General features: G+C 56.3%; 19 protein-coding genes, 1 rRNA gene and 1 riboswitch. Of the genes, 8 read left to right on the top strand and 12 right to left on the bottom strand.

What is annotated here, in order from left to right; translation table 11 throughout:
• Nucleotides 1-15: 15 nt before the first annotated feature.
• Entirely contained in the window at nt 16-4,239 is a 4,224-nt protein-coding gene (rpoC, locus tag I6L58_RS11480) for a DNA-directed RNA polymerase subunit beta' (protein ID WP_006176749.1), read from the top strand.
• A gap of 115 nt (nt 4,240-4,354) precedes the next feature.
• Here rpoC and I6L58_RS11475 read toward each other — a convergent pair whose 3' ends face one another.
• The 10 genes from I6L58_RS11475 to rsd form a co-directional block, all read right to left on the bottom strand.
• Nucleotides 4,355-4,672, bottom strand: coding sequence for a PTS lactose/cellobiose transporter subunit IIA (locus I6L58_RS11475; RefSeq protein ID WP_008503455.1), 318 nt, complete (start codon nt 4,670-4,672; stop codon nt 4,355-4,357).
• Complete coding sequence (locus I6L58_RS11470) at nt 4,672-4,980, bottom strand: PTS sugar transporter subunit IIB (protein WP_006176751.1); 309 nt, start codon at nt 4,978-4,980, stop codon at nt 4,672-4,674. The genes I6L58_RS11475 and I6L58_RS11470 overlap by 1 nt, the downstream gene beginning before the upstream one ends.
• Before the next feature lie 180 nt (nt 4,981-5,160).
• Nucleotides 5,161-6,702, bottom strand: a complete 1,542-nt coding sequence (locus tag I6L58_RS11465; RefSeq protein WP_088209513.1) for a sensor domain-containing diguanylate cyclase — start codon at nt 6,700-6,702, stop codon at nt 5,161-5,163.
• 327 nt (nt 6,703-7,029) lie between these two features.
• Nucleotides 7,030-8,163, bottom strand: a complete 1,134-nt coding sequence (gene thiH / locus I6L58_RS11460; RefSeq protein WP_058610867.1) for a 2-iminoacetate synthase ThiH — start codon at nt 8,161-8,163, stop codon at nt 7,030-7,032.
• Nucleotides 8,163-8,930 carry a thiazole synthase gene (gene thiG / locus I6L58_RS11455; protein WP_058610865.1) on the bottom strand — a complete coding sequence of 256 codons (768 nt, stop codon included), beginning with the start codon at nt 8,928-8,930 and terminating at the stop codon, nt 8,163-8,165. The genes thiH and thiG overlap by 1 nt, the downstream gene beginning before the upstream one ends.
• A gap of 1 nt (nt 8,931) precedes the next feature.
• Complete coding sequence (gene thiS / locus I6L58_RS11450; protein ID WP_006176757.1) at nt 8,932-9,132, bottom strand: sulfur carrier protein ThiS; 201 nt, start codon at nt 9,130-9,132, stop codon at nt 8,932-8,934.
• Nucleotides 9,116-9,871, bottom strand: coding sequence for a HesA/MoeB/ThiF family protein (locus tag I6L58_RS11445; RefSeq protein ID WP_058610864.1), 756 nt, complete (start codon nt 9,869-9,871; stop codon nt 9,116-9,118). Before I6L58_RS11445 ends, thiS begins: the two co-directional genes overlap by 17 nt.
• Nucleotides 9,864-10,499, bottom strand: a complete 636-nt coding sequence (gene thiE / locus I6L58_RS11440) for a thiamine phosphate synthase (protein WP_006176759.1) — start codon at nt 10,497-10,499, stop codon at nt 9,864-9,866. The genes I6L58_RS11445 and thiE overlap by 8 nt, the downstream gene beginning before the upstream one ends.
• Nucleotides 10,499-12,394 carry a phosphomethylpyrimidine synthase ThiC gene (gene thiC, locus I6L58_RS11435; protein ID WP_088209512.1) on the bottom strand — a complete coding sequence of 632 codons (1,896 nt, stop codon included), beginning with the start codon at nt 12,392-12,394 and terminating at the stop codon, nt 10,499-10,501. Before thiC ends, thiE begins: the two co-directional genes overlap by 1 nt.
• A 79-nt stretch (nt 12,395-12,473) precedes the next feature.
• Nucleotides 12,474-12,587: riboswitch (TPP riboswitch) on the bottom strand.
• Nucleotides 12,588-12,639: 52 nt separating this feature from the next.
• Nucleotides 12,640-13,137 carry a sigma D regulator gene (gene rsd / locus I6L58_RS11430; protein WP_088209511.1) on the bottom strand — a complete coding sequence of 166 codons (498 nt, stop codon included), beginning with the start codon at nt 13,135-13,137 and terminating at the stop codon, nt 12,640-12,642.
• Nucleotides 13,138-13,232: 95 nt separating this feature from the next.
• On the opposite strand from rsd, the gene nudC reads away from it, so the two are divergent.
• The 6 genes from nudC to I6L58_RS11400 all read left to right on the top strand — a co-directional run bounded on the left by nudC (nt 13,233) and on the right by I6L58_RS11400 (nt 17,585).
• Nucleotides 13,233-14,006 (top strand): NAD(+) diphosphatase, encoded by a 774-nt coding sequence (nudC, locus tag I6L58_RS11425; RefSeq protein WP_006176762.1) that lies wholly within the window; start codon nt 13,233-13,235, stop codon nt 14,004-14,006.
• A 38-nt stretch (nt 14,007-14,044) separates the two neighbouring features.
• Nucleotides 14,045-15,109 (top strand): uroporphyrinogen decarboxylase, encoded by a 1,065-nt coding sequence (gene hemE / locus I6L58_RS11420; protein WP_088209510.1) that lies wholly within the window; start codon nt 14,045-14,047, stop codon nt 15,107-15,109.
• A gap of 9 nt (nt 15,110-15,118) precedes the next feature.
• Nucleotides 15,119-15,790, top strand: a complete 672-nt coding sequence (gene nfi, locus I6L58_RS11415) for a deoxyribonuclease V (RefSeq protein ID WP_006176764.1) — start codon at nt 15,119-15,121, stop codon at nt 15,788-15,790.
• Nucleotides 15,791-15,831: 41 nt separating this feature from the next.
• On the top strand, nt 15,832-16,422 hold the full coding sequence (locus tag I6L58_RS11410) for a YjaG family protein (RefSeq protein WP_006176765.1): 591 nt from the start codon (nt 15,832-15,834) through the stop codon (nt 16,420-16,422).
• A gap of 186 nt (nt 16,423-16,608) precedes the next feature.
• Nucleotides 16,609-16,881, top strand: coding sequence for a nucleoid-associated protein HU-alpha (hupA, locus tag I6L58_RS11405; protein ID WP_002445246.1), 273 nt, complete (start codon nt 16,609-16,611; stop codon nt 16,879-16,881).
• A gap of 11 nt (nt 16,882-16,892) precedes the next feature.
• Nucleotides 16,893-17,585, top strand: coding sequence for a DUF1481 domain-containing protein (locus I6L58_RS11400; protein WP_058610861.1), 693 nt, complete (start codon nt 16,893-16,895; stop codon nt 17,583-17,585).
• A 56-nt stretch (nt 17,586-17,641) separates the two neighbouring features.
• Here the strand turns inward: I6L58_RS11400 and purD are convergent, their stop codons facing one another.
• Complete coding sequence (gene purD / locus I6L58_RS11395) at nt 17,642-18,934, bottom strand: phosphoribosylamine--glycine ligase (RefSeq protein WP_088209509.1); 1,293 nt, start codon at nt 18,932-18,934, stop codon at nt 17,642-17,644.
• A gap of 15 nt (nt 18,935-18,949) precedes the next feature.
• A complete protein-coding gene (purH, locus tag I6L58_RS11390) occupies nt 18,950-20,539 on the bottom strand; it encodes a bifunctional phosphoribosylaminoimidazolecarboxamide formyltransferase/IMP cyclohydrolase (RefSeq protein WP_088209508.1) in 1,590 nt (529 codons plus the stop codon).
• Nucleotides 20,540-21,101: 562 nt separating this feature from the next.
• On the opposite strand from purH, the gene I6L58_RS11385 reads away from it, so the two are divergent.
• Nucleotides 21,102-22,641 (top strand): 16S ribosomal RNA (locus I6L58_RS11385).
• Nucleotides 22,642-22,737: the final 96 nt, after the last annotated feature.

Below are 22,737 nucleotides of genomic sequence, written 5' to 3'. Positions count from 1 at the left end.
GACGGGAGCAAATCCGTGAAAGATTTATTAAAGTTTCTGAAAGCGCAGACTAAAACCGAAGAGTTTGATGCGATCAAAATTGCTCTGGCTTCGCCAGACATGATCCGTTCATGGTCTTTCGGTGAAGTTAAAAAGCCGGAAACCATCAACTACCGTACGTTCAAGCCTGAGCGTGACGGCCTTTTCTGTGCACGTATTTTCGGGCCAGTAAAAGACTACGAGTGCCTGTGCGGTAAGTACAAGCGCCTGAAACACCGTGGTGTGATCTGTGAGAAGTGCGGCGTTGAAGTGACCCAGACCAAAGTGCGTCGTGAGCGCATGGGCCACATCGAGCTGGCGTCTCCAACGGCGCACATCTGGTTCCTGAAATCTCTGCCGTCCCGTATCGGTCTGCTGCTGGATATGCCGCTGCGCGATATCGAACGTGTTCTGTACTTCGAATCTTATGTGGTTATCGAAGGCGGGATGACGAACCTGGAACGTCACCAGATCCTGACCGAAGAACAGTATCTGGACGCGCTGGAAGAGTTCGGTGACGAATTCGACGCGAAGATGGGTGCGGAAGCTATTCAGGCCCTGCTGAAGAGCATGGATCTGGAGCAAGAGTGCGAGCAGCTGCGTGAAGAGCTGAACGAAACTAACTCCGAAACCAAACGTAAAAAGCTGACCAAGCGTATCAAACTGCTGGAAGCGTTCGTTCAGTCTGGTAACAAGCCAGAGTGGATGATCCTGACCGTTCTGCCGGTTCTGCCGCCAGACCTGCGTCCACTGGTTCCGCTTGATGGTGGTCGTTTCGCGACGTCTGACCTGAACGATCTGTATCGTCGCGTCATTAACCGTAACAACCGTCTGAAACGTCTGCTGGATCTGGCTGCGCCTGACATCATCGTACGTAACGAAAAACGTATGCTGCAGGAAGCGGTCGATGCCCTGCTGGATAACGGTCGTCGCGGTCGTGCGATCACCGGTTCTAACAAACGTCCTCTGAAATCTTTGGCCGACATGATCAAAGGTAAGCAGGGTCGTTTCCGTCAGAACCTGCTCGGTAAGCGTGTTGACTACTCCGGTCGTTCTGTTATCACCGTAGGTCCATACCTGCGTCTGCATCAGTGCGGTCTGCCGAAGAAAATGGCACTGGAGCTGTTCAAACCGTTCATCTACGGCAAGCTGGAGCTGCGTGGCCTCGCCACCACCATCAAAGCCGCTAAGAAAATGGTTGAGCGTGAAGAAGCTGTCGTTTGGGATATCCTGGACGAAGTGATCCGCGAACACCCGGTACTGCTGAACCGTGCACCAACCCTGCACCGTTTAGGTATCCAGGCATTTGAGCCAGTACTGATCGAAGGTAAAGCTATCCAGCTGCACCCGCTGGTTTGTGCGGCCTATAACGCCGACTTCGATGGTGACCAGATGGCTGTTCACGTACCGCTGACGCTGGAAGCCCAGCTGGAAGCGCGTGCGCTGATGATGTCTACCAACAACATCCTGTCTCCAGCGAACGGTGAGCCAATCATCGTTCCTTCTCAGGACGTTGTATTGGGTCTGTACTACATGACCCGTGACTGTGTTAACGCCAAAGGCGAAGGCATGGTGCTGACTGGTCCGAAAGAAGCTGAGCGTATTTATCGCGCTGGCCTGGCCTCTCTGCATGCGCGCGTTAAAGTGCGTATCACCGAATATGAAAAAGATGAAAACGGCGAATTCGTTGCGAAAACCAGCCTGAAAGACACGACCGTTGGCCGTGCGATTCTGTGGATGATCGTACCGAAAGGTCTGCCTTTCTCCATCGTCAACCAGGCGCTGGGCAAGAAAGCGATCTCCAAAATGCTGAACACCTGTTACCGCATTTTGGGTCTGAAGCCGACCGTTATCTTCGCTGACCAGACGATGTACACCGGCTTTGCTTATGCAGCGCGTTCAGGTGCCTCTGTTGGTATCGATGACATGGTCATCCCAGAGAAGAAACACGAGATCATCTCTGAAGCGGAAGCCGAAGTTGCTGAGATCCAGGAGCAGTTCCAGTCTGGTCTGGTCACCGCGGGCGAACGCTACAACAAAGTTATCGATATCTGGGCAGCGGCGAACGATCGTGTATCCAAAGCGATGATGGATAACCTGCAAACCGAAACCGTGATTAACCGTGACGGCGTCGAAGAGCAGCAGGTTTCCTTCAACAGCATCTACATGATGGCCGACTCCGGTGCGCGTGGTTCTGCAGCACAGATTCGTCAGCTGGCAGGTATGCGTGGTCTGATGGCGAAGCCAGATGGCTCCATCATCGAAACGCCAATCACCGCGAACTTCCGTGAAGGTCTGAACGTACTCCAGTACTTCATCTCCACGCACGGTGCGCGTAAAGGTCTGGCGGATACCGCACTGAAAACAGCAAACTCCGGTTATCTGACGCGTCGTCTGGTTGACGTTGCTCAGGATCTGGTTGTGACTGAAGACGATTGTGGCACCCTCGAAGGTATCACCATGACCCCGGTTATCGAGGGTGGTGATGTTAAAGAGCCGCTGCGCGATCGCGTACTGGGCCGTGTTACCGCGGAAGACATTCTGAAGCCGGGTACCGCAGACATTCTGGTTCCACGCAACACGCTGCTGCACGAGCACTGGTGTGACCTGCTGGAAGCGAACTCTGTTGACTCCGTGAAAGTGCGTTCCGTTGTATCCTGTGACACCGACTTTGGTGTATGTGCACACTGCTATGGTCGTGACCTGGCGCGTGGCCACATCATCAACAAAGGTGAAGCAATCGGCGTTATCGCGGCACAGTCCATCGGTGAGCCGGGTACACAGCTGACGATGCGTACGTTCCACATCGGTGGTGCGGCATCTCGTGCGGCTGCTGAATCCAGCATCCAGGTGAAAAACAAAGGTAGCATCAAGCTCAGCAACGCGAAGTCTGTTGTTAACTCTTCAGGCAAGCTGGTTGTCACCTCACGTAACACCGAGCTGAAGCTGATCGACGAATTCGGTCGTACCAAAGAGAGCTATAAAGTGCCTTACGGTGCGGTTATGGCGAAAGGTGATGGCGAGCAGGTTGCTGGCGGTGAAACCGTTGCAAACTGGGATCCACACACCATGCCGGTTATCACCGAAGTAAGTGGTTTCATCCGCTTCACTGACATGATCGACGGCCAGACCATTACTCGTCAGACCGACGAGCTGACCGGTCTGTCTTCTCTGGTGGTTCTGGATTCTGCTGAACGTACTGCCGGTGGTAAAGACCTGCGTCCTGCACTGAAAATCGTTGATGGTCAGGGTAACGACGTTCTGATCCCTGGTACCGATATGCCTGCGCAGTACTTCCTGCCGGGTAAAGCGATTGTACAGCTGGAAGATGGCGTACAGATCAGTTCTGGTGACACCCTGGCGCGTATTCCTCAGGAATCCGGCGGTACCAAGGACATCACCGGTGGTCTGCCACGCGTTGCGGATCTGTTTGAAGCACGTCGTCCGAAAGAGCCGGCAATCCTGGCTGAAATCAGCGGTATCATTTCCTTCGGTAAAGAGACCAAAGGGAAACGTCGTCTGGTTATCACCCCGGTAGATGGCAGCGAGCCGTACGAAGAGATGATTCCAAAATGGCGTCAGCTCAACGTGTTTGAAGGTGAACGTGTAGAACGTGGTGATGTGGTTTCCGATGGTCCAGAAGCACCACACGACATTCTGCGTCTTCGTGGCGTACACGCAGTAACGCGTTACATCACCAACGAAGTACAGGACGTTTACCGTCTGCAAGGCGTTAAGATTAACGATAAGCACATCGAAGTTATCGTTCGTCAGATGCTGCGTAAAGCAACCATCGAAAACGCAGGCAGCTCCGACTTCCTGGAAGGCGAGCAGGTTGAATACTCTCGCGTTAAGATCGCTAACCGCGATCTGGAAGCGAACGGCAAAATCGGTGCGACCTTCTCACGCGATCTGCTGGGTATCACAAAAGCGTCTCTGGCAACCGAGTCCTTCATCTCTGCAGCATCGTTCCAGGAAACCACGCGTGTCCTGACCGAAGCGGCTGTTGCGGGTAAACGTGATGAACTGCGCGGTCTGAAAGAGAACGTTATCGTGGGTCGTCTGATCCCGGCCGGTACCGGTTATGCGTACCACCAGGATCGTATGCGTCGTCGTGCGGCAGGCGAACTGCCAGCTGCACCGCAGGTTACTGCAGAAGATGCATCCGCGAGCCTGGCAGAACTGCTGAACGCAGGTCTGGGTGGTTCTGACAACGAGTAATCGTTGATGCCCGGTGGCGAACATTACCGGGCATGTACCACGGAGGTCGGGTAAGCGTAGCGTCACCCGACAATAAAAAACCCGCCTCGGCGGGTTTTTTTACATCTGTAGGTTCTTAGTTTACCAACGGGATGCGTCGATAAAGCTCAATCATATCGCCCGCCAGATCCTGAATGACCATCGCATTCATCAGGTGATCCTGAGAGTGGACGGTGATCAGGTTAACCGGCAATTTTCCGGTGCCTTCATCAAGGCCAATGAGCTGGGTCTGGATGGTGTGCGCGTGCTTAACGTATTCGCGCGACTCCTCCATTGCCTTTTCGGCTTCGTCAAATTCACCTTTGCGTGCCATCTGTAATGCCGTCAGGGCAGCGCTACGCGCCGCGCCAGCGTTGACCAGCAATTCCATGATTGTTGTTTCTAAGTCTTCCATTATGACTCCAGCAGCTTGAGCGCTTTTTCCAGCACGGCATCGCCTTTCATCATGCCGTAATCCATCATGTCGATAACCGCGACCTTTTTACCCAGCGGGTCGGCCTGCGCCTGAAGTTTTGCCTGCTCGTATTTCACCTGTGGCCCCAGTAATACGATGTCAGCCGTCGCGATATTGTCCTTAAATTCCGCGACCGGAACGGCTTTAATGGTTACTTCAACCCCTTTTTTCACTGCGGCATCTTTCATACGTTGAACCAGCATGCTGGTTGACATTCCCGCTGCACAGCATAAAACGATGTTCTTCATAGTCAGCCTCGATCTACATGTGTTTATTGATAATTATCCCGTGCAGTGGGCTTCAACAACCGCTTTACCGCGATTGTGTGTCTGGCATCACAAAGAAATCGGTATTTTTATGAAACCGGTTACAATTTTACATAAGCGATGATTCTGCCCGCCGAAACGGGCGAATGGGGGAGGCGGGAATTAGATCTCAGAGGTAAGCAAAATGCGGTTTTTGCCCTGCTGTTTGGCCTGATACAGGGCGGCATCGACACGGCCAACAAACTGTTCCAGCGGTTCGAACTGCCACTCACCCAGCCCGGCGCTGAAGGTGACATGGAGGTTGTCTTCCCGCCACTCGCGCTGTTCAACGGCGCTACGCCACGCCTCCAGTAACTGCCGGGAGGCTTCGGACCGTTCGGCCTGGAAGATCACCGCGAACTCTTCTCCGCCGTAACGATAAACGGAAACGCTGTGCGGCTGCATCACCTGCAGGCCTTCACGCGCGACGTTGCGCAGGACGATATCGCCGCTCAGATGACCCCAGGTGTCGTTGATCGATTTGAAATTATCGATATCCACCAGCGCCAGCGCGAAAGGCTGATGGTTATTCATCAGCTCTGTCATATCGTTATCAAAAGCGCGGCGATTCTTACAGCCCGTCAGCGCATCGTGGGTGGCCTGTCGGACGTAGGCCAGCTCGCGTTCTTTGTTTGACTGAATGGTGTGGCTGAGCATGGATTCAAGGCGAGGCGCCTGGCTCACGTCGCCGGTTTTAATGGCGTTGATAATATTCATCAGAACGGTGCGGGAAGCATGGCGCAGATAGAGCCCGAACAGCACAATGATAATGGCGGCCAGCGCGAAACCCCAGCTGATGAGCGCTGTCTCGTGGCGGGTAATATCGGCAAGCGTCGCGTCAGATACCCGGTAGATGACAAACCAGTCAGGGTTGGTAAAGGAGTAATAGTAGTACCAGGCATTACTTTTTTGATCGTAAATGTGCCCTTCACCGCTGGTCATTTTATTCATCAGCGCTTCGCTGACGTACCGCTTAAAGAGCGCGCCCGTGTCCGGGTGAAGCACCACCGCGCCATCGCGTTCAACGACGAAGAACTCGCCCTGAACAGGGGCAACCATCTGGCGCAGGGTGTAACCCATTGAGGTCAGATCGAGATGAAACGCCAGGGTGCCTTTCAAACGGCCTTCCGGTGAAATGACCGGCCTGTAAACGGTGACCGTGGGATGGTCGGTGAAGTAGTCCCTGTACGGATGCGTGTAATTGCTGAAGGAGCTGGCCTCGGCCTGGGCGACAAACCACGGGCGGGTACGTGCATCAAACGTTTTGCTTTTATCGGTCGGCAGCACTTCTGGCGCACGCAGATAGTGCCCCTCTGTATCTGCAAGTGAGATCGACGATACGCTCGGCATCAGGTTCTGAAGGTGCATCAGTACCTGCAGCCCCTCTTCAGGATGGGTGCTTAGCGTCTCATTCAGCCGGTTATTGCGGGCGAAAAAGGTCGTGGCGGTACCCAGAATATGATCGTTTTCGCGCAGGATGGATTCGGTGTAGTTGACCGCAAGATTGTGGGTGAAATTACCATTGATCTTATGATACTCATCGAGGAAATCCTTGCGCTGTGTCAGCGTGATAAAGAGCGCAATCAGCACGAAGCTGAACAAGATCCCCGCAAAGCTGAGCATGATCGGCCGGGTAAACGAAAGTTTAGTGCTGTGAAGTGCCATGAGCTGTACATCAATCCCGATGGTGAACGCGTCGCGTAAATCGATATCCTCTCAGCATAGTCGCTGTCCGGATGCAGACAGCCAATTATAAGGAAATGCCTGGGCGGGGAGATGATTTATCTTAAGTGTGAATAAGAAAGTGCCTTTTATTTTCGCGGTGAATTGCGTTGGGTGAGAGGGCAGGGCGAAACGAGGAAGAAGCCTTTCGCCCTGGTCAGCGTCCGTTGCTGACCCGCTAAGCATAAAAAAACCGGGCATCGGTCGACAATCACCCGGTTATCATCTTTCGAGCCGCCTCGTAACCTTTCTTCGCGTTTACACCGGGTTTCAGCGTAATTGCGAAGCTCTTCCCAGCCAGCTGTCCCAGTCTTTCCAGACGGGCTGCAGCCCCTGAGCCTTCAGGGCGGCCGCGACCGCTTCCGGTCGTCGGCCATCATGCGGGGCGAACTGCTCCAGTTCAGGGCGTTCATCGGCATAGCCGCCCGGCTGCGTTTTAGAAAAGGCGCTGACGTTGTTTATCGCAAGCGGTATCACCCGATCGCGAAACGCCGGGGCCTCCCGGGTGGAGAGCGATAATTCCACTTCCGGGGCGAGCAGGCGAAACGCGCAGATGGTTTGCACCAGCTGGCGTTCATCCATGATCGACGCGGGCTCAATGCCGCCCGCGCAAGGGCGCAGCCGGGGAAACGAGATGGAGTAACGGCTCTGCCAGTAGTGCTGCTGGAGCCACAGCAGATGTTCCGCCACCATGTAGCAATCCACCCGCCAGCTGTCGGATAGCCCAATCAGTGCCCCAAGGCCGATTTTATCGATCCCGGCGCGTCCCAGCCTGTCCGGCGTCTCCAGCCGGAAGATAAAGTCCTGTTTCTTGCCTTTCAGGTGATGCCGGGCATACATCGCCTCGTGATAGGTTTCCTGATAAACCATCACGCCGTCCAGACCGAGGGTTTTTAGCTCCGCATACTCCTCCTGCGACAGCGGCTGAACCTCCATCTGCAGCGACGCAAACTCACGGCGAATGGCGGGAAGATGCTGGCGAAAGTAGTCCATTCCGACCTTGCTCTGATGCTCACCGGTGACCAGCAGCAGGTGCTCAAAACCCATCTCTCGTATGGCGGCGCATTCGCGGGCGATTTCATGCTCATCAAGCGTTTTACGCCTGATGCGGTTGCTCATTGAGAAGCCACAATAGGTACAGTCATTGGCGCACAGGTTGGAGAGGTACAGCGGCACGTAAAAACTCACCGTGTTGCCAAAGCGCTGACGGGTGAGCCGCTGCGCGCGCTGCGCCATCGGCTCCAGATACCCGCTGGCCGCCGGCGAGAGCAGGGCCATCATATCGTCGCGGGTCAGGTGGCGGGTAGCTAATGCCCGTTCGACGTCCGCCGCGGTTTTGCTGTTGATGCGCAGGGCAATATCATCCCAGTTAAGCTGCCGCCAGCGATCGGTAAAGGTCGGCATCATAACGCCTCCAGAAAACCGGTCAGCGGGCTGGTGGCCTGCGCCAGAACGCTGCGCGAACCGGGGCCAGACTGTCTTGCCAGCAGGCCAGCTTCGACCGCCAGGCGGAAGGCGCGAGCCATCGTAACCGGATCGTCGGCCACGGCGATGGCGGTATTGACCAGCACCGCATCGGCCCCCATTTCCAGCGCCTGGGCGGCATGGCTCGGCACGCCTATACCTGCGTCAACGATAACGGGGACGGTCGCCTGCTCAATGATGATCTCCAGCATCGCGCGGGTTTCCAGCCCCTGATTGGAGCCGATAGGCGCTCCCAGCGGCATCACGGCCGCGCAGCCAGCCTCTTCCAGACGTTTACACAGGACGGGGTCGGCTCCGCAGTAGGGCAGGACGGTAAAGCCCTGCTGAACGAGCTTTTCCGCCGCCTTTAGCGTTTCGATGGGATCGGGTAATAGCCAGCGAGCGTCCGGATGAATTTCCAGCTTCAGCCAGGGAGTGTCCAGGGCTTCACGCGCCAGCCGGGCGGCAAAGATGGCCTCCTCCGCCGTTTTCGCGCCGGAAGTATTAGGTAAGAGCGTTACGCCCGCGTCCAGCAAAGGCGCCAGAATGGCGTCGCTGTGATGGCGCAGATCCACGCGTTTCAACGCCAGCGTCACCAGTTGGCTACCGCTTTCCCGGATGGCATCCACCATCAGCTGCGGAGAGGCAAATTTCCCGGTTCCGGTAAACAGATGGGAATCAAAGGTTTTATCGGCAATACGTAACATCTCAGCCTCCCGCGATAACCTGAAACAGCAGGATCTGGTCGCCTTCGCTTACCTGCTGATGTTCCCACTGCTCGCGCGGCAGGATCTGTTGATTGAGCGCCAGCGCCGTTCCCGGCCTGAGCTGACGCAGCTTATCGAGCAGTGTGGCTACGGTCTGCCCCTCGTCACACTGCATTGGCTCATCGTTAAACAGGATGCGCATTGTGACCTCCGCATACCGGGCATTGGCCTGCGCGGTGGAGAGCCAGCTGACGCCAGCCGCCGGCGCGGGCGTCGAACAGCCGCAGCGTATTACGTTGCGTTTCCATACCGCAGAGCAGCGTGATTGCCTCCAGCGCCTGCAACGTTCCCATCACCCCGACCACGGGGCCGGTAATGCCTGCTGTGCGGCAGTTGCGCTCCGGCTCGGCGTCGTCCGGCCACAGGCAGCGGTAACAGCCCTGCGCCCACGGCGGCGTCAGGACCATCATCTGCCCGCCAAAACCGACGGCGCTGGCGGTGATAAGCGGCGTATTGTACGCGACGCAGGCGGCGTTAATCGCCTGGCGCGTCGCCATATTGTCAGTGCAGTCGAGCACGACGTCAGCCAGCGCAACCTCGCGTCGCAGGCTGTCACCGCTAAGGCGCGTCTGAAGCGCGATGAGTTCGATATCAGGGTTGAGCTGATGCAGCCGCTGGCGGGCAATATCTGCCTTAGGCTGGCCCACATCCGCCGTATTAAACAGGATCTGCCGCTGCAGATTGCTGATGTGAATATCATCGTCATCCGCCAGCACCAGCGTACCGATGCCTGCGCCCGCCAGATAAAGCGCGGCAGGCGAGCCTAATCCGCCCAGACCGACGATCAGCACCCGGCTTTCGAGCAGCTTTTGCTGACCGTCAACGGCGATATCCTCCAGCAGGATCTGGCGGCTGTAGCGCATAAAATCGCGATCATTCATCGCCTGCTCCTGCCAGCCGTAAGAGCTGAGCGGTGGCATCACGCCAGTCATTGGCCTGGGTGATGGCGCTGACGACGGCGATGCTGCCGACGCCGGTCTCCAGAACGGACGCCGCGCGTTCAAGGCTAATCCCGCCGATGGCGACCGTCGGATACTCTGCCAGGCGTTTAACGTGGTCTGCCAGCTGCGCCAGCCCCTGCGGTGCGGAAGGCATTTGCTTGGTTTGCGTCGGGAAAACGTGGCCGAGAGCGATATAAGAAGGACGGGCGGCCAGCGCCACGTCGATCTCCATATCGTCATGCGTCGATACGCCCAGGCGCAGCCCTGCGTCACGAATGGCGCTCAAATCGGTGGTTTCCAGATCTTCCTGACCAAGATGAACCCCGTAGGCCTGGTGTTTCACCGCCAGCTGCCAGTAGTCGTTGATAAACAGGCGGGCCTGGTAACGACGCCCCAGCGCAATGGCGGCAACCACATCGGCCTCGACCTCGTCATCGCGTTTATCTTTGATACGTAACTGGATCGTGCGCACGCCGGCCTCCAGCAGGCGCGCAATCCACTCGACGCTGTCCACGACCGGGTACAGCCCCAGCCGGAAGGGGACGGAGGGGAAATCAGGCTGGTACATTATGCCTCCTCTTTTCTGAGGTAAATTTCGCCGCCTCTGGCGCGGAAGTTCTCTGACATATCCGCCATCCCAACTTCAATTGCCTGCGCGGCGGCGTAGTCCCGCACTTCCTGGCTGATTTTCATTGAGCAGAATTTTGGGCCGCACATGGAGCAGAAGTGCGCCACCTTGCCGGACTCCTGGGGCAGGGTTTCATCGTGGTAGGCGCGGGCGGTGAACGGGTCGAGCGCGAGGTTGAACTGATCCTCCCAGCGGAATTCGAAGCGCGCCTTTGACATCGCGTTATCGCGGATCTGCGCCCCCGGGTGGCCTTTCGCCAGGTCTGCAGCGTGCGCGGCAATTTTGTAAGTGATAAGCCCCTGTTTCACATCCTCTTTGTTGGGCAAGCCAAGGTGCTCTTTCGGCGTGACGTAGCACAGCATCGCGCAGCCGAACCAGCCAATCATTGCCGCGCCAATACCGGAGGTGAAGTGGTCGTAACCCGGTGCGATATCGGTGGTCAGCGGCCCTAAGGTGTAGAACGGCGCTTCGTGGCAGTGCTCGAGCTCCTCGGTCATGTTGCGGCGGATCATCTGCATCGGCACGTGTCCCGGACCTTCAATCATCACCTGCACGTCATACTCCCAGGCGATTTTGGTCAGTTCGCCCAGCGTATGCAGTTCGGCAAACTGCGCTTCGTCGTTGGCATCGCGGATCGATCCCGGACGAAGGCCGTCGCCCAGCGAGAGCGAGACGTCATAGGCGGCGCAGATTTCGCAGATTTCGCGGAAGTGTTCATAGAGGAAGTTTTCCTGATGGTGGGACAGGCACCACTTCGCCATAATCGAACCGCCGCGCGAGACGATGCCGGTCAAGCGTTTGGCGGTCATCGGCACGTAGCGCAGCAGCACGCCAGCGTGGATGGTGAAGTAATCCACGCCCTGTTCGGCCTGCTCCAGAAGCGTGTCGCGGAAGGCTTCCCAGGTGAGGTTTTCCGCGATGCCGTTCACTTTCTCCAGCGCCTGATAGATGGGCACTGTGCCAATCGGCACCGGGCTGTTACGCAGGATCCACTCGCGGGTTTCGTGAATATAGCGGCCGGTTGAGAGATCCATCACCGTGTCCGCGCCCCAGCGCGTAGACCAGACCAGTTTCTCTACCTCTTCTTCGATGGACGAGGTGACAGCAGAGTTACCGATGTTGGCGTTAACCTTCACCAGGAAGTTGCGGCCAATGATCATCGGCTCTGATTCCGGGTGGTTGATGTTGGCCGGGATGATAGCCCGGCCCGCCGCCACTTCGTCACGCACGAATTCCGGCGTGATGTTTTCCGGCAGGCGAGCACCGAACCCTTCGCCCGGATGCTGGTGGCGTAACACCTCGCTGCGGATGCGCTCGCGCCCCATATTTTCACGGATGGCGATAAACTCCATCTCCGGGGTGACAATGCCCTGACGCGCGTAGTGCAGCTGCGTAACGCATTTGCCTGGCTTAGCACGCTTCGGCGTCAGCAGCCCGGTGAAACGCAACGCGTCCAGACCGTCGTCGGCCAGACGCGCGTTGGTATACGCCGAGCTGCGGACGGGCAATTCTTCGCTGTCGTTGCGCGCATCAATCCAGGCCTGGCGCAGCTTCGCCAGACCCTGCTGCACGTTGATCGCAACGGTCGGGTCGCCGTACGGGCCGGACGTGTCGTACACCGGCACGGCTTCGTTGTCTTCAAACTGTGGTGTCTCTTTGTTGCCGCCGATAAGCGTCGGGCTAAGCTGGATCTCGCGCATTGGGACGCGAATATCAGCCTGAGAGCCAGTGATGTAAATGCGTGTTGAGTTCGGGAAAGCGGTGCCTTCCAGGGTGTCGATGAAGCGTTGGGCGTGTTCGCGCTGTTCGCGACGGGTCAGTTTAGTTGCAGACATAGCTCATTCCAAAGGTGAAGGACATGGCTTGTCAGACGACGGATGAAGCAAGAGGGGATCGCCCGAAAGGCGATACAACAGCAGTTTGACTCTTGTTCCCTTCGCAGGTATTAGCCTGATCAGGTTCCGCGGATCCCGAATTAACGGTCTCAGCCCGCGTTTTTCCAAACGCTGGGCACTCCGACAAGAAAAACCCCCTCCGAAGAGGGGCGATAGATGTAAATTACTCGTTAACGATTAAGAACTCAAGCCGGCCGCGCGATGTTGTCTTCGTTGCTGGCTTTCAGGTCATTATCCAGCACGAGTACGATCAGCTTATCTTCCAGCGTGAATCGCTCCTCCAGCGCTTCACCGAGATCGGACAGCGCCTGCTGGAACTCGAGATAATTATCGTGATCGATCGCGTTCTCGAGCGTGGAGTCGTAGTACGCCATGATCCGCTGGGTGTTGGCTTCCAGCAGCGAACAGAGTTTGCTGGCGGCTAAATAGGGATTTGTGCCTTCCATTTCGCGGACAATGCGTTCATAAATATTGAAATGCCCGTCGGAAAGGTAGTCGACCAGGCTTTGACAAAAATCGTCCAGCGCTTTTTCATTCAGCCGCATGAAGGATTCTTTGCCAGGCTTAATACCGACCAGATTGTAATACGCCACGAGGAGATGCTTGCGGTCATGTAGCCAGCGATCCACCAGGTTGTTACTTCCTCCAACGCGCTCAGTCAGGCTTTCTAGCTGGTTTAACATGTTCGACTCCACAAGGTTTAGAATTGAATCTGCTTATCCAAAATGTAACCACAATGCTAACAACATGTCAGTGAAGCGAAGGTAGTGCAATAGATATGGATCGTATTATTGAAAAATCAGATCTGGGTTGGTGGATCGTCAGTCACGAACAAAAGTTATGGTTGCCCGCCGGGACACTGCCTTACGGAGCGGCGGAAACCTTCGATCTTGTCGGCTTGCCCGCGCTGAGGATCGGCGAATGGCAGGGCGACCCGGTATGGTTGATCCAGCAATCTCGTCGCCACGATATGGGATCGGTTCGTCAGGTGCTCGATCTTGACGCTGGCCTGTTCCAGCTGGCGGGCCGCGGCGTGCAACTGGCGGAGTTTTACCGCTCGCATAAATTCTGCGGCTATTGCGGCCATACCATGCACCCGAGCAAAACCGAGTCGGCGATGCTCTGTAGCCACTGCCGCGAACGTTACTATCCGCAAATTGCGCCGTGCATCATTGTGGCCATTCGTCGCGAGGATTCCATCCTGCTGGCGCAGCATACCCGCCATCGTAACGGCATTCATACCGTGCTGGCCGGGTTCGTCGAAGTTGGCGAAACGCTGGAGCAGGCGGTCGCGCGTGAAGTCATGGAGGAGAGCAGTATCAGGGTGAAAAACCTGCGCTATGTGACGTCTCAGCCGTGGCCCTTCCCGATGTCTTTAATGACGGCGTTTATGGCGGATTACGATAGCGGCGAGATCGTTATCGACCAAAAAGAGCTGCTGGAGGCGAACTGGTATCGCTATGACGATTTACCGCTGTTACCCCCGCCGGGGACGGTGGCGCGTCGGCTGATAGAAGATACCGTGGCAATGTGTCGGGCCGAGTATGAGTAGTGTTACACTGAGGCCATGACGCTTAAGGAACTGCAAAAATGACCGAACTGAAGAACGATCGTTATCTGCGTGCGCTGCTGCGCCAGCCCGTTGATGTCACCCCGGTGTGGATGATGCGCCAGGCGGGACGCTATCTGCCAGAGTACAAAGCCACACGTGCGCAGGCGGGCGATTTTATGTCGCTGTGCAAAAACGCCGAGCTGGCCTGTGAAGTGACGCTCCAGCCGCTGCGTCGCTTTCCACTGGATGCCGCCATTCTCTTTTCAGACATTTTGACCATTCCGGATGCGATGGGGCTTGGGCTCTATTTCGAAACCGGCGAAGGCCCGCGTTTCACCTCCCCGATTAAAAGTAAAGCCGACGTTGATAAGCTGCCAATCCCCGATCCCGAAGGCGAACTGGGCTACGTGATGAATGCGGTGCGTACCATTCGTCGTGAGCTGAAGGGCGAAGTGCCGCTGATTGGCTTCTCCGGCAGCCCGTGGACGCTGGCGACCTACATGGTTGAAGGCGGCAGCAGCAAAGCCTTCACGGTCATCAAAAAAATGATGTACGCCGAGCCTCTGGCCCTGCATGCGCTGCTCGACAAGCTGGCGAAAAGCGTCACGCTTTACCTTAACGCGCAGATTAAAGCGGGCGCGCAGTCGGTGATGATTTTTGATACCTGGGGCGGCGTGCTGACCGGGCGCGATTACCAGCAGTTCTCGCTGTACTACATGCACAAAATCGTCGACGGCCTGCTGCGTGAAAACGAAGGTCGCCGCGTGCCGGTCACCCTGTTTACCAAAGGCGGCGGGCAGTGGCTGGAAGCGCTGGCCGCAACCGGCTGTGATGCGCTGGGTCTTGACTGGACCACCGACATTGGCGAGGCGCGCCGTTGCGTGGGCGACAAAGTGGCGCTGCAGGGCAACATGGACCCGTCCATGCTTTATGCCCAGCCTGCCCGCATTGAAGAAGAAGTGTCGACTATACTGTCTGCTTTCGGCCAGGGTGAAGGCCACGTCTTTAACCTCGGCCACGGCATTCATCAGGATGTGCCGCCAGAACACGCAGGCGTCTTTGTGGAGGCGGTGCATCGGCTTTCTGCCCAGTATCACAAGTAAGGAGTGGTTATGGATCTCGCGTCGTTACGCGCTCAACAGATAGAACTGGCCTCATCCGTGATCCGCGAGGATCGTCTGGATACGGATCCCCCGCAGTACATCGGCGGCGCGGACGTGGGGTTCGAGCAGGGCGGGGAAGTGACGCGGGCGGCGATGGTAGTTTTGAAGTACCCCTCGCTTGAGCTGGTTGAGTACAAAGTGGCGCGTATCGCCACCACCATGCCTTACATTCCCGGTTTTCTCTCCTTCCGTGAATACCCCGCGCTGCTCGCAGCGTGGGAGCAACTCTCGCAAAAGCCCGACCTGCTGTTCGTTGATGGACACGGCATCTCTCACCCGCGCCGCCTGGGCGTTGCCAGCCACTTTGGGCTGCTGGTGGATGTGCCGACCATCGGCGTCGCCAAGAAACGCCTCTGTGGGAAGTTTGAGCCGCTCTCCGCCGAGCCGGGCGCTCTGGCACCGCTTATTGATAAAGGCGAGCAGCTGGCGTGGGTCTGGCGCAGTAAAGCCCGCTGCAATCCGCTGTTCATTGCCACCGGGCATCGGGTCAGTATGGATAGCGCGCTGGCATGGGTACAACGCTGTATGAAGGGCTACCGTTTACCGGAGCCAACGCGCTGGGCCGATGCCGTGGCGTCCTCGCGTCCGGCATTTGTTCGTTGGCAGGAAATTCAGCCATGATTCAGGTAAACTGCGGCTAATTTTCGATTCGAGACATCATCATGTTACAAAACCCGATTCATCTGCGCCTTGAGAAGCTGGAAAGCTGGCAGCACGTCACCTTTATGGCCTGCCTGTGCGAGCGCATGTATCCCAACTATGCCACGTTCTGCAAGCAGACTGAATTTGGTGAAGGCCAGATCTATCGCCGCATCCTGGACTTGATCTGGGAAACGCTGACGGTAAAAGATGCCAAAGTTAACTTCGACTCTCAGCTCGAAAAGCTGGAAGAGGCAATCCCGGCGGCGGATGACTATGATGTGTATGGCGTCTACCCGGCGATTGACGCCTGCGTCGCGTTAAGCGAACTGATCCACTCTCGCCTGAGCGGCGAAACGCTGGAACATGCGATTGAGGTAAGTAAGGCGTCCATCACCACCGTCGCGATGCTGGAAATGACGCAGGAAGGTCGTGAAATGACCGACGAAGAGCTGCGTGCCAACCCGGCGGTTGAACAGGAATGGGACATCCAGTGGGAAATTTTCCGCCTGCTGGCAGAGTGTGAAGAACGCGACATTGAGCTGATCAAAGGGCTGCGCGCGGACTTACGTGAGGCGGGTGAGAGTAATATTGGTATAGTTTTTAACCAATGAGACAACAAAACGTGATTTAACGCCTGTTTTGTCGTACCTCAACTCTTCCCTTCTGCCCCCCGTCTGGTCTACATTTGGGGGGCGAAAAAAAGTGGCTATCGGTGCGTGTATGCAGGAGAGTGCTTTTTTGGCATTTTCGTCGCACTCGATGCTTAGCAAGCGATAAACACATTGAAAGGATAACTTATGAACAAGACTCAACTGATTGATGTAATTGCGGACAAGGCTGATCTGTCTAAAGTGCAGGCTAAAGCTGCTCTGGAATCTACCCTGGCTGCTATTACTGAGTCTCTGAAAGAAGGCGATGCTGTACAACTGGTTGGTTTCGGTACCTTCAAAGTGAACCACCGCGCTGAGCGTACTGGCCGCAACCCGCAGACCGGTAAAGAAATCAAAATCGCCGCAGCTAACGTGCCGGCATTTGTTTCTGGTAAAGCACTGAAAGACGCAGTTAAGTAAGACGCGTGGCAGTGAACAGTTTTAACGAAGGGGCGGCAACGCCCCTTTTGTCATTCTGTCGCGGAACGCTCGCGCTGGCAGGCGTGCTGTTACTGTCTGCCTGTAGCCATGACGCCTCCCTTCCTCCGTTTACCGCCAGCGGCTACGCGGATAACCAGGGTGCGGTCAGGATGTGGCGCAAAGATTCCAGCGGGGAAGTGCACCTTCTCTCCGCGTTCAGCCCGTGGCATACCGGTAATACCTCAACCGCAGAGTATCGCTGGCAGGGGGATTCCCTCTCCCTTATCGAGCTGAATATCTACAGTAAGACCCCCGAACATGTGAAAGTGCGTTTTGATGACCATGGCGAGCTGAGCTTTATGCAGCGCGAGGTCAGTGGTCATAAACAGCAGCTTTCCAGCGAGCAAATAGCCCTTTATCGCTATCGTGCCGAACAGATCCGCCAGACCAGCGATGCGCTGCGTCTGGGGCGCGTAGTGCTGCGCCAGGGGCGATGGCATGCCGATGGTACGGTAACGACCTGTGAAGGGCAGACGGTGAAGCCTGAGCTGGAATCCTGGGCAACCGAACATATTGAACGTCGTCAGCGTCACTCTTCTATGGAAGTGAGTATCGCGTGGCTTGAAGCGCCGGAAGGTTCTCAGCTGCTGCTGGTGGCGAACGAAGATTTCTGCACCTGGCAGCCGACGGAAAAGCGTTTTTGAGCAATATCCCCTCTCCCTGAGGGAGAGGGGAGGATGAGGGGGAACAGACGGCTCTGTTACTCGCCCTGCTCACGCGCAATCGCGCGATAACCGATATCCTGGCGGCTGAAGCTGCCGTTCCAGTGGATATCCGCCATCAGCGCATAGGCGCGCTTCTGTGCTTCCGCAACGGTGTGACCCAGCGCGGTCGCGCACAGTACGCGGCCACCGTTGGTCAGGACGCGATCGTCGTCAGACAGCGTTGTGCCCGCATGGAACACCTTCGCGCCGTCTACCGCTTCCAGCGGCAGGCCGTGGATCTCGTCACCGGTGTTGTAATTCCCCGGATAACCGCCCGCCGCAATCACCACGCCCAGAGAGGCACGCTCGTCCCACTCGGACGTTTTCTCGTCGAGCTTGCCTTCGCAGGCCGCCAGGCACAGTTCGACCAGATCCGATTTCATGCGCAGCATGATTGGCTGCGTTTCCGGATCGCCGAAGCGGCAGTTAAATTCGATCACCTTCGGGTTGCCCTGCTTGTCGATCATCAGGCCTGCATAGAGGAAACCGGTGTAGGTGTTGCCTTCCGCCGCCATCCCTTTAACGGTAGGCCAGATGATGCGCTCCATGGTGCGCTGATGCACTTCGTCAGTGACCACTGGCGCAGGGGAGTAAGCGCCCATCCCACCGGTATTCGGACCTGTGTCTGCGTTACCCACGCGCTTATGATCCTGACTGGTTGCCATCGGCAGGACGTGCTCGCCATCGACCATCACGATAAAGCTCGCCTCTTCACCGTCGAGAAACTCTTCGATGACGATGCGATGGCCCGCATCGCCAAAGGCGTTGCCAGCCAGCATGTCCTGCACTGCGGCTTCCGCTTCTTCAAGCGTCATCGCCACGATCACGCCTTTACCGGCGGCCAGACCGTCGGCCTTAATCACAATCGGCGCGCCTTTTTCACGCAGATACGCCAGCGCTGGCTCGACCTCGGTGAAGTTCTGGTATTCCGCCGTCGGGATGTGATGACGCGCAAGGAAATCTTTGGTGAAGGCTTTTGAACCTTCCAGCTGCGCGGCACCTTCCGTCGGGCCGAAGATGGTCAGCCCGGCTTCGCGGAATGCGTCAACCACGCCAATCACCAGCGGCGCTTCCGGGCCGACGATGGTCAGATCGATATTCTCGTTTTGGGCAAAGCTCAGCAGCGCCGGGATATCGGTCACGCTAATGGCGACGTTCTGCAGCGTGGGCTCCAGGGCAGTGCCGGCATTGCCCGGCGCCACAAAGACGGTTTCCACTCGCGGAGACTGCGCGGCTTTCCACGCCAGCGCGTGCTCGCGGCCGCCATTACCAATCACTAATACTTTCATTTTCTGCTCCTGGAATTAATGGCGGAAGTGACGCATGTCGGTGAAGATCATCGCGATGCCGTGTTCGTCAGCTGCGGCAATCACTTCTTCATCGCGAATGGAGCCGCCAGGCTGGATCACGCAGGTGATGCCCACCGCCGCTGCCGCGTCGATGCCGTCGCGGAACGGGAAGAAGGCGTCGGAGGCCATGGCGGACCCTTTCACTTCCAGCCCTTCGTCGCCTGCTTTAATACCGGCAATTTTCGCCGAGTAAACGCGGCTCATCTGGCCTGCGCCTATCCCGATGGTCATGTTCTCTTTCGCGTAGACAATGGCGTTGGATTTCACGAACTTCGCGACCTTCCAGCAGAACAACGCGTCACGCAGTTCCTGCTCGGTTGGCTGACGTTTGGTCACCACGCGCAGGTCGGCTTCTGTCACCATACCCAGATCGCGATCCTGAACCAGCAAACCGCCGTTGACGCGCTTGAAGTCCAGGCCCGGCACGCGATCAGCCCACTGACCGCAAACCAGGACGCGCACGTTTTGCTTCGCCGCGGTAATTTTCAGGGCTTCTTCAGACGCTGATGGCGCAATAATCACTTCGACAAACTGACGCGAGATAATGGCCTGCGCGGTCTGTGCATCCAGCTCGCGGTTGAAGGCAATAATGCCGCCAAACGCGGAGGTCGGGTCGGTTTTGTAGGCGCGATCGTAGGCATCCAGAACAGAGGTGCTTACCGCCACGCCGCACGGGTTCGCGTGCTTGACGATAACGCAGGCCGGCTCGCTGAACGCTTTCACGCATTCCAGCGCAGCGTCGGTGTCAGCAATGTTGTTATAGGAGAGCGCTTTGCCCTGAACCTGCTGAGCGGTGGCAACCGAGGCTTCTTTTACCTCTTCTTCTATATAGAAGGCTGCCTGCTGGTGGCTGTTCTCGCCGTAGCGCATATCCTGCTTCTTAATAAAGTTCAGGTTCAGCGTGCGCGGGAAGCGGCCAGATGGATCGTTGCTTTCGCCATGGTAGGCGGGCACCAGGCTGCCGAAGTAGTTGGCGATCATGCTGTCGTAGGCGGCAGTGTGCTCGAAGGCTTTGATGGCGAGGTCGAAACGGGTTGCGAGGGTTAATGAACCTTCATTGGCGTCCATCTCATTAATAATGGTGCTGTAGTCGCTGCTCTTGACCACGATAGCCACATCTTTATGGTTCTTGGCCGCGGAGCGCACCATGGTCGGGCCGCCGATATCAATATTCTCTACGGCATCTTCCAGCGAGCAACCTTCGCGGGCTACGGTCTGGGCGAACGGGTAGAGGTTAACGACAACTATGTCGATAGGTGCGATGCCATGCTGTTCCATAATGCTGTCATCCTGACCGCGGCGGCCAAGAATGCCGCCGTGCACTTTCGGGTGAAGGGTTTTGACGCGTCCATCCATCATTTCCGGGAAACCGGTGTAATCAGAGACTTCGGTAACCGGCAAACCTTTCTCTGCTAACAGGCGAGCGGTACCGCCTGTGGACAGCAGCTCCACACCGCGTGCAGAAAGTGCCTGAGCGAATTCAACGATACCGGCTTTATCAGAGACACTGAGCAGAGCGCGGCGGACTGGACGACGTTGTTGCATGGTAAATCCCCTGGATTTCACGATTACAGAGAGCGTTAGATGAATTTTTCCTGTGAAAAACTCATCTAACACACCTGGCGGGGCATGCCTGTTAAGCGCGAGCATTTTAACGAAAACGTTTGCGCAACGCTCGCACAATTTCACTTTTTCGTATCATTGTGGATAAGTCTGTGCGTAAAAAGGTATAAGGCGGGGTTTTGCTGTGGAATGCAGCAGTCAGTCATTTTTCTGTCATTTAGCGGTTGCGGCGGCGCGAGAACTCCCTATAATGCGCCTCCATCGACACGGCGGATGTGAATCACTTCACACAACAACCGGTTCGGTTGAAGAGAAAAAATCCTGAGATTCAGGGTTGACTCTGAAAGAGGAAAGCGTAATATACGCCACCTCGCGACAGAGCGCTAAAGCGCGTCGCAACTGCTCTTTAACAATTTATCAGACAATCTGTGTGGGCACTCAAAGTGACATGGATTCTTAATGTCTTCGGACAATAAATGAATACCAAGTCTCTGAGTGAACATACGTAATTCATTACGAAGTTTAATTCACGAGCATCAAACTTAAATTGAAGAGTTTGATCATGGCTCAGATTGAACGCTGGCGGCAGGCCTAACACATGCAAGTCGAACGGTAGCACAGAGAGCTTGCTCTCGGGTGACGAGTGGCGGACGGGTGAGTAATGTCTGGGAAACTGCCTGATGGAGGGGGATAACTACTGGAAACGGTAGCTAATACCGCATAACGTCGCAAGACCAAAGAGGGGGACCTTCGGGCCTCTTGCCATCAGATGTGCCCAGATGGGATTAGCTAGTAGGTGGGGTAACGGCTCACCTAGGCGACGATCCCTAGCTGGTCTGAGAGGATGACCAGCCACACTGGAACTGAGACACGGTCCAGACTCCTACGGGAGGCAGCAGTGGGGAATATTGCACAATGGGCGCAAGCCTGATGCAGCCATGCCGCGTGTATGAAGAAGGCCTTCGGGTTGTAAAGTACTTTCAGCGGGGAGGAAGGCGATAAGGTTAATAACCTTGTCGATTGACGTTACCCGCAGAAGAAGCACCGGCTAACTCCGTGCCAGCAGCCGCGGTAATACGGAGGGTGCAAGCGTTAATCGGAATTACTGGGCGTAAAGCGCACGCAGGCGGTCTGTCAAGTCGGATGTGAAATCCCCGGGCTCAACCTGGGAACTGCATTCGAAACTGGCAGGCTAGAGTCTTGTAGAGGGGGGTAGAATTCCAGGTGTAGCGGTGAAATGCGTAGAGATCTGGAGGAATACCGGTGGCGAAGGCGGCCCCCTGGACAAAGACTGACGCTCAGGTGCGAAAGCGTGGGGAGCAAACAGGATTAGATACCCTGGTAGTCCACGCCGTAAACGATGTCGACTTGGAGGTTGTGCCCTTGAGGCGTGGCTTCCGGAGCTAACGCGTTAAGTCGACCGCCTGGGGAGTACGGCCGCAAGGTTAAAACTCAAATGAATTGACGGGGGCCCGCACAAGCGGTGGAGCATGTGGTTTAATTCGATGCAACGCGAAGAACCTTACCTACTCTTGACATCCAGAGAACTTAGCAGAGATGCTTTGGTGCCTTCGGGAACTCTGAGACAGGTGCTGCATGGCTGTCGTCAGCTCGTGTTGTGAAATGTTGGGTTAAGTCCCGCAACGAGCGCAACCCTTATCCTTTGTTGCCAGCGGTCCGGCCGGGAACTCAAAGGAGACTGCCAGTGATAAACTGGAGGAAGGTGGGGATGACGTCAAGTCATCATGGCCCTTACGAGTAGGGCTACACACGTGCTACAATGGCGCATACAAAGAGAAGCGACCTCGCGAGAGCAAGCGGACCTCATAAAGTGCGTCGTAGTCCGGATTGGAGTCTGCAACTCGACTCCATGAAGTCGGAATCGCTAGTAATCGTAGATCAGAATGCTACGGTGAATACGTTCCCGGGCCTTGTACACACCGCCCGTCACACCATGGGAGTGGGTTGCAAAAGAAGTAGGTAGCTTAACCTCCGGGAGGGCGCTTACCACTTTGTGATTCATGACTGGGGTGAAGTCGTAACAAGGTAACCGTAGGGGAACCTGCGGTTGGATCACCTCCTTACCTTAAAGAACCTGCCTTTGTAGTGCTCACACAGATTGTCTGATGAATGATAAATTTCAAAATGTACTGCGAAGTGCATTGTGAAATTTTGCTCTT

The organism is Enterobacter cancerogenus, assembly GCF_019047785.1.
GTDB classification, from domain to species: Bacteria; Pseudomonadota; Gammaproteobacteria; order Enterobacterales; family Enterobacteriaceae; genus Enterobacter; species Enterobacter cancerogenus.
Note: the sequence above shows the minus strand (reverse complement) of the source record. Positions and strands in the feature narration are given on the sequence as shown.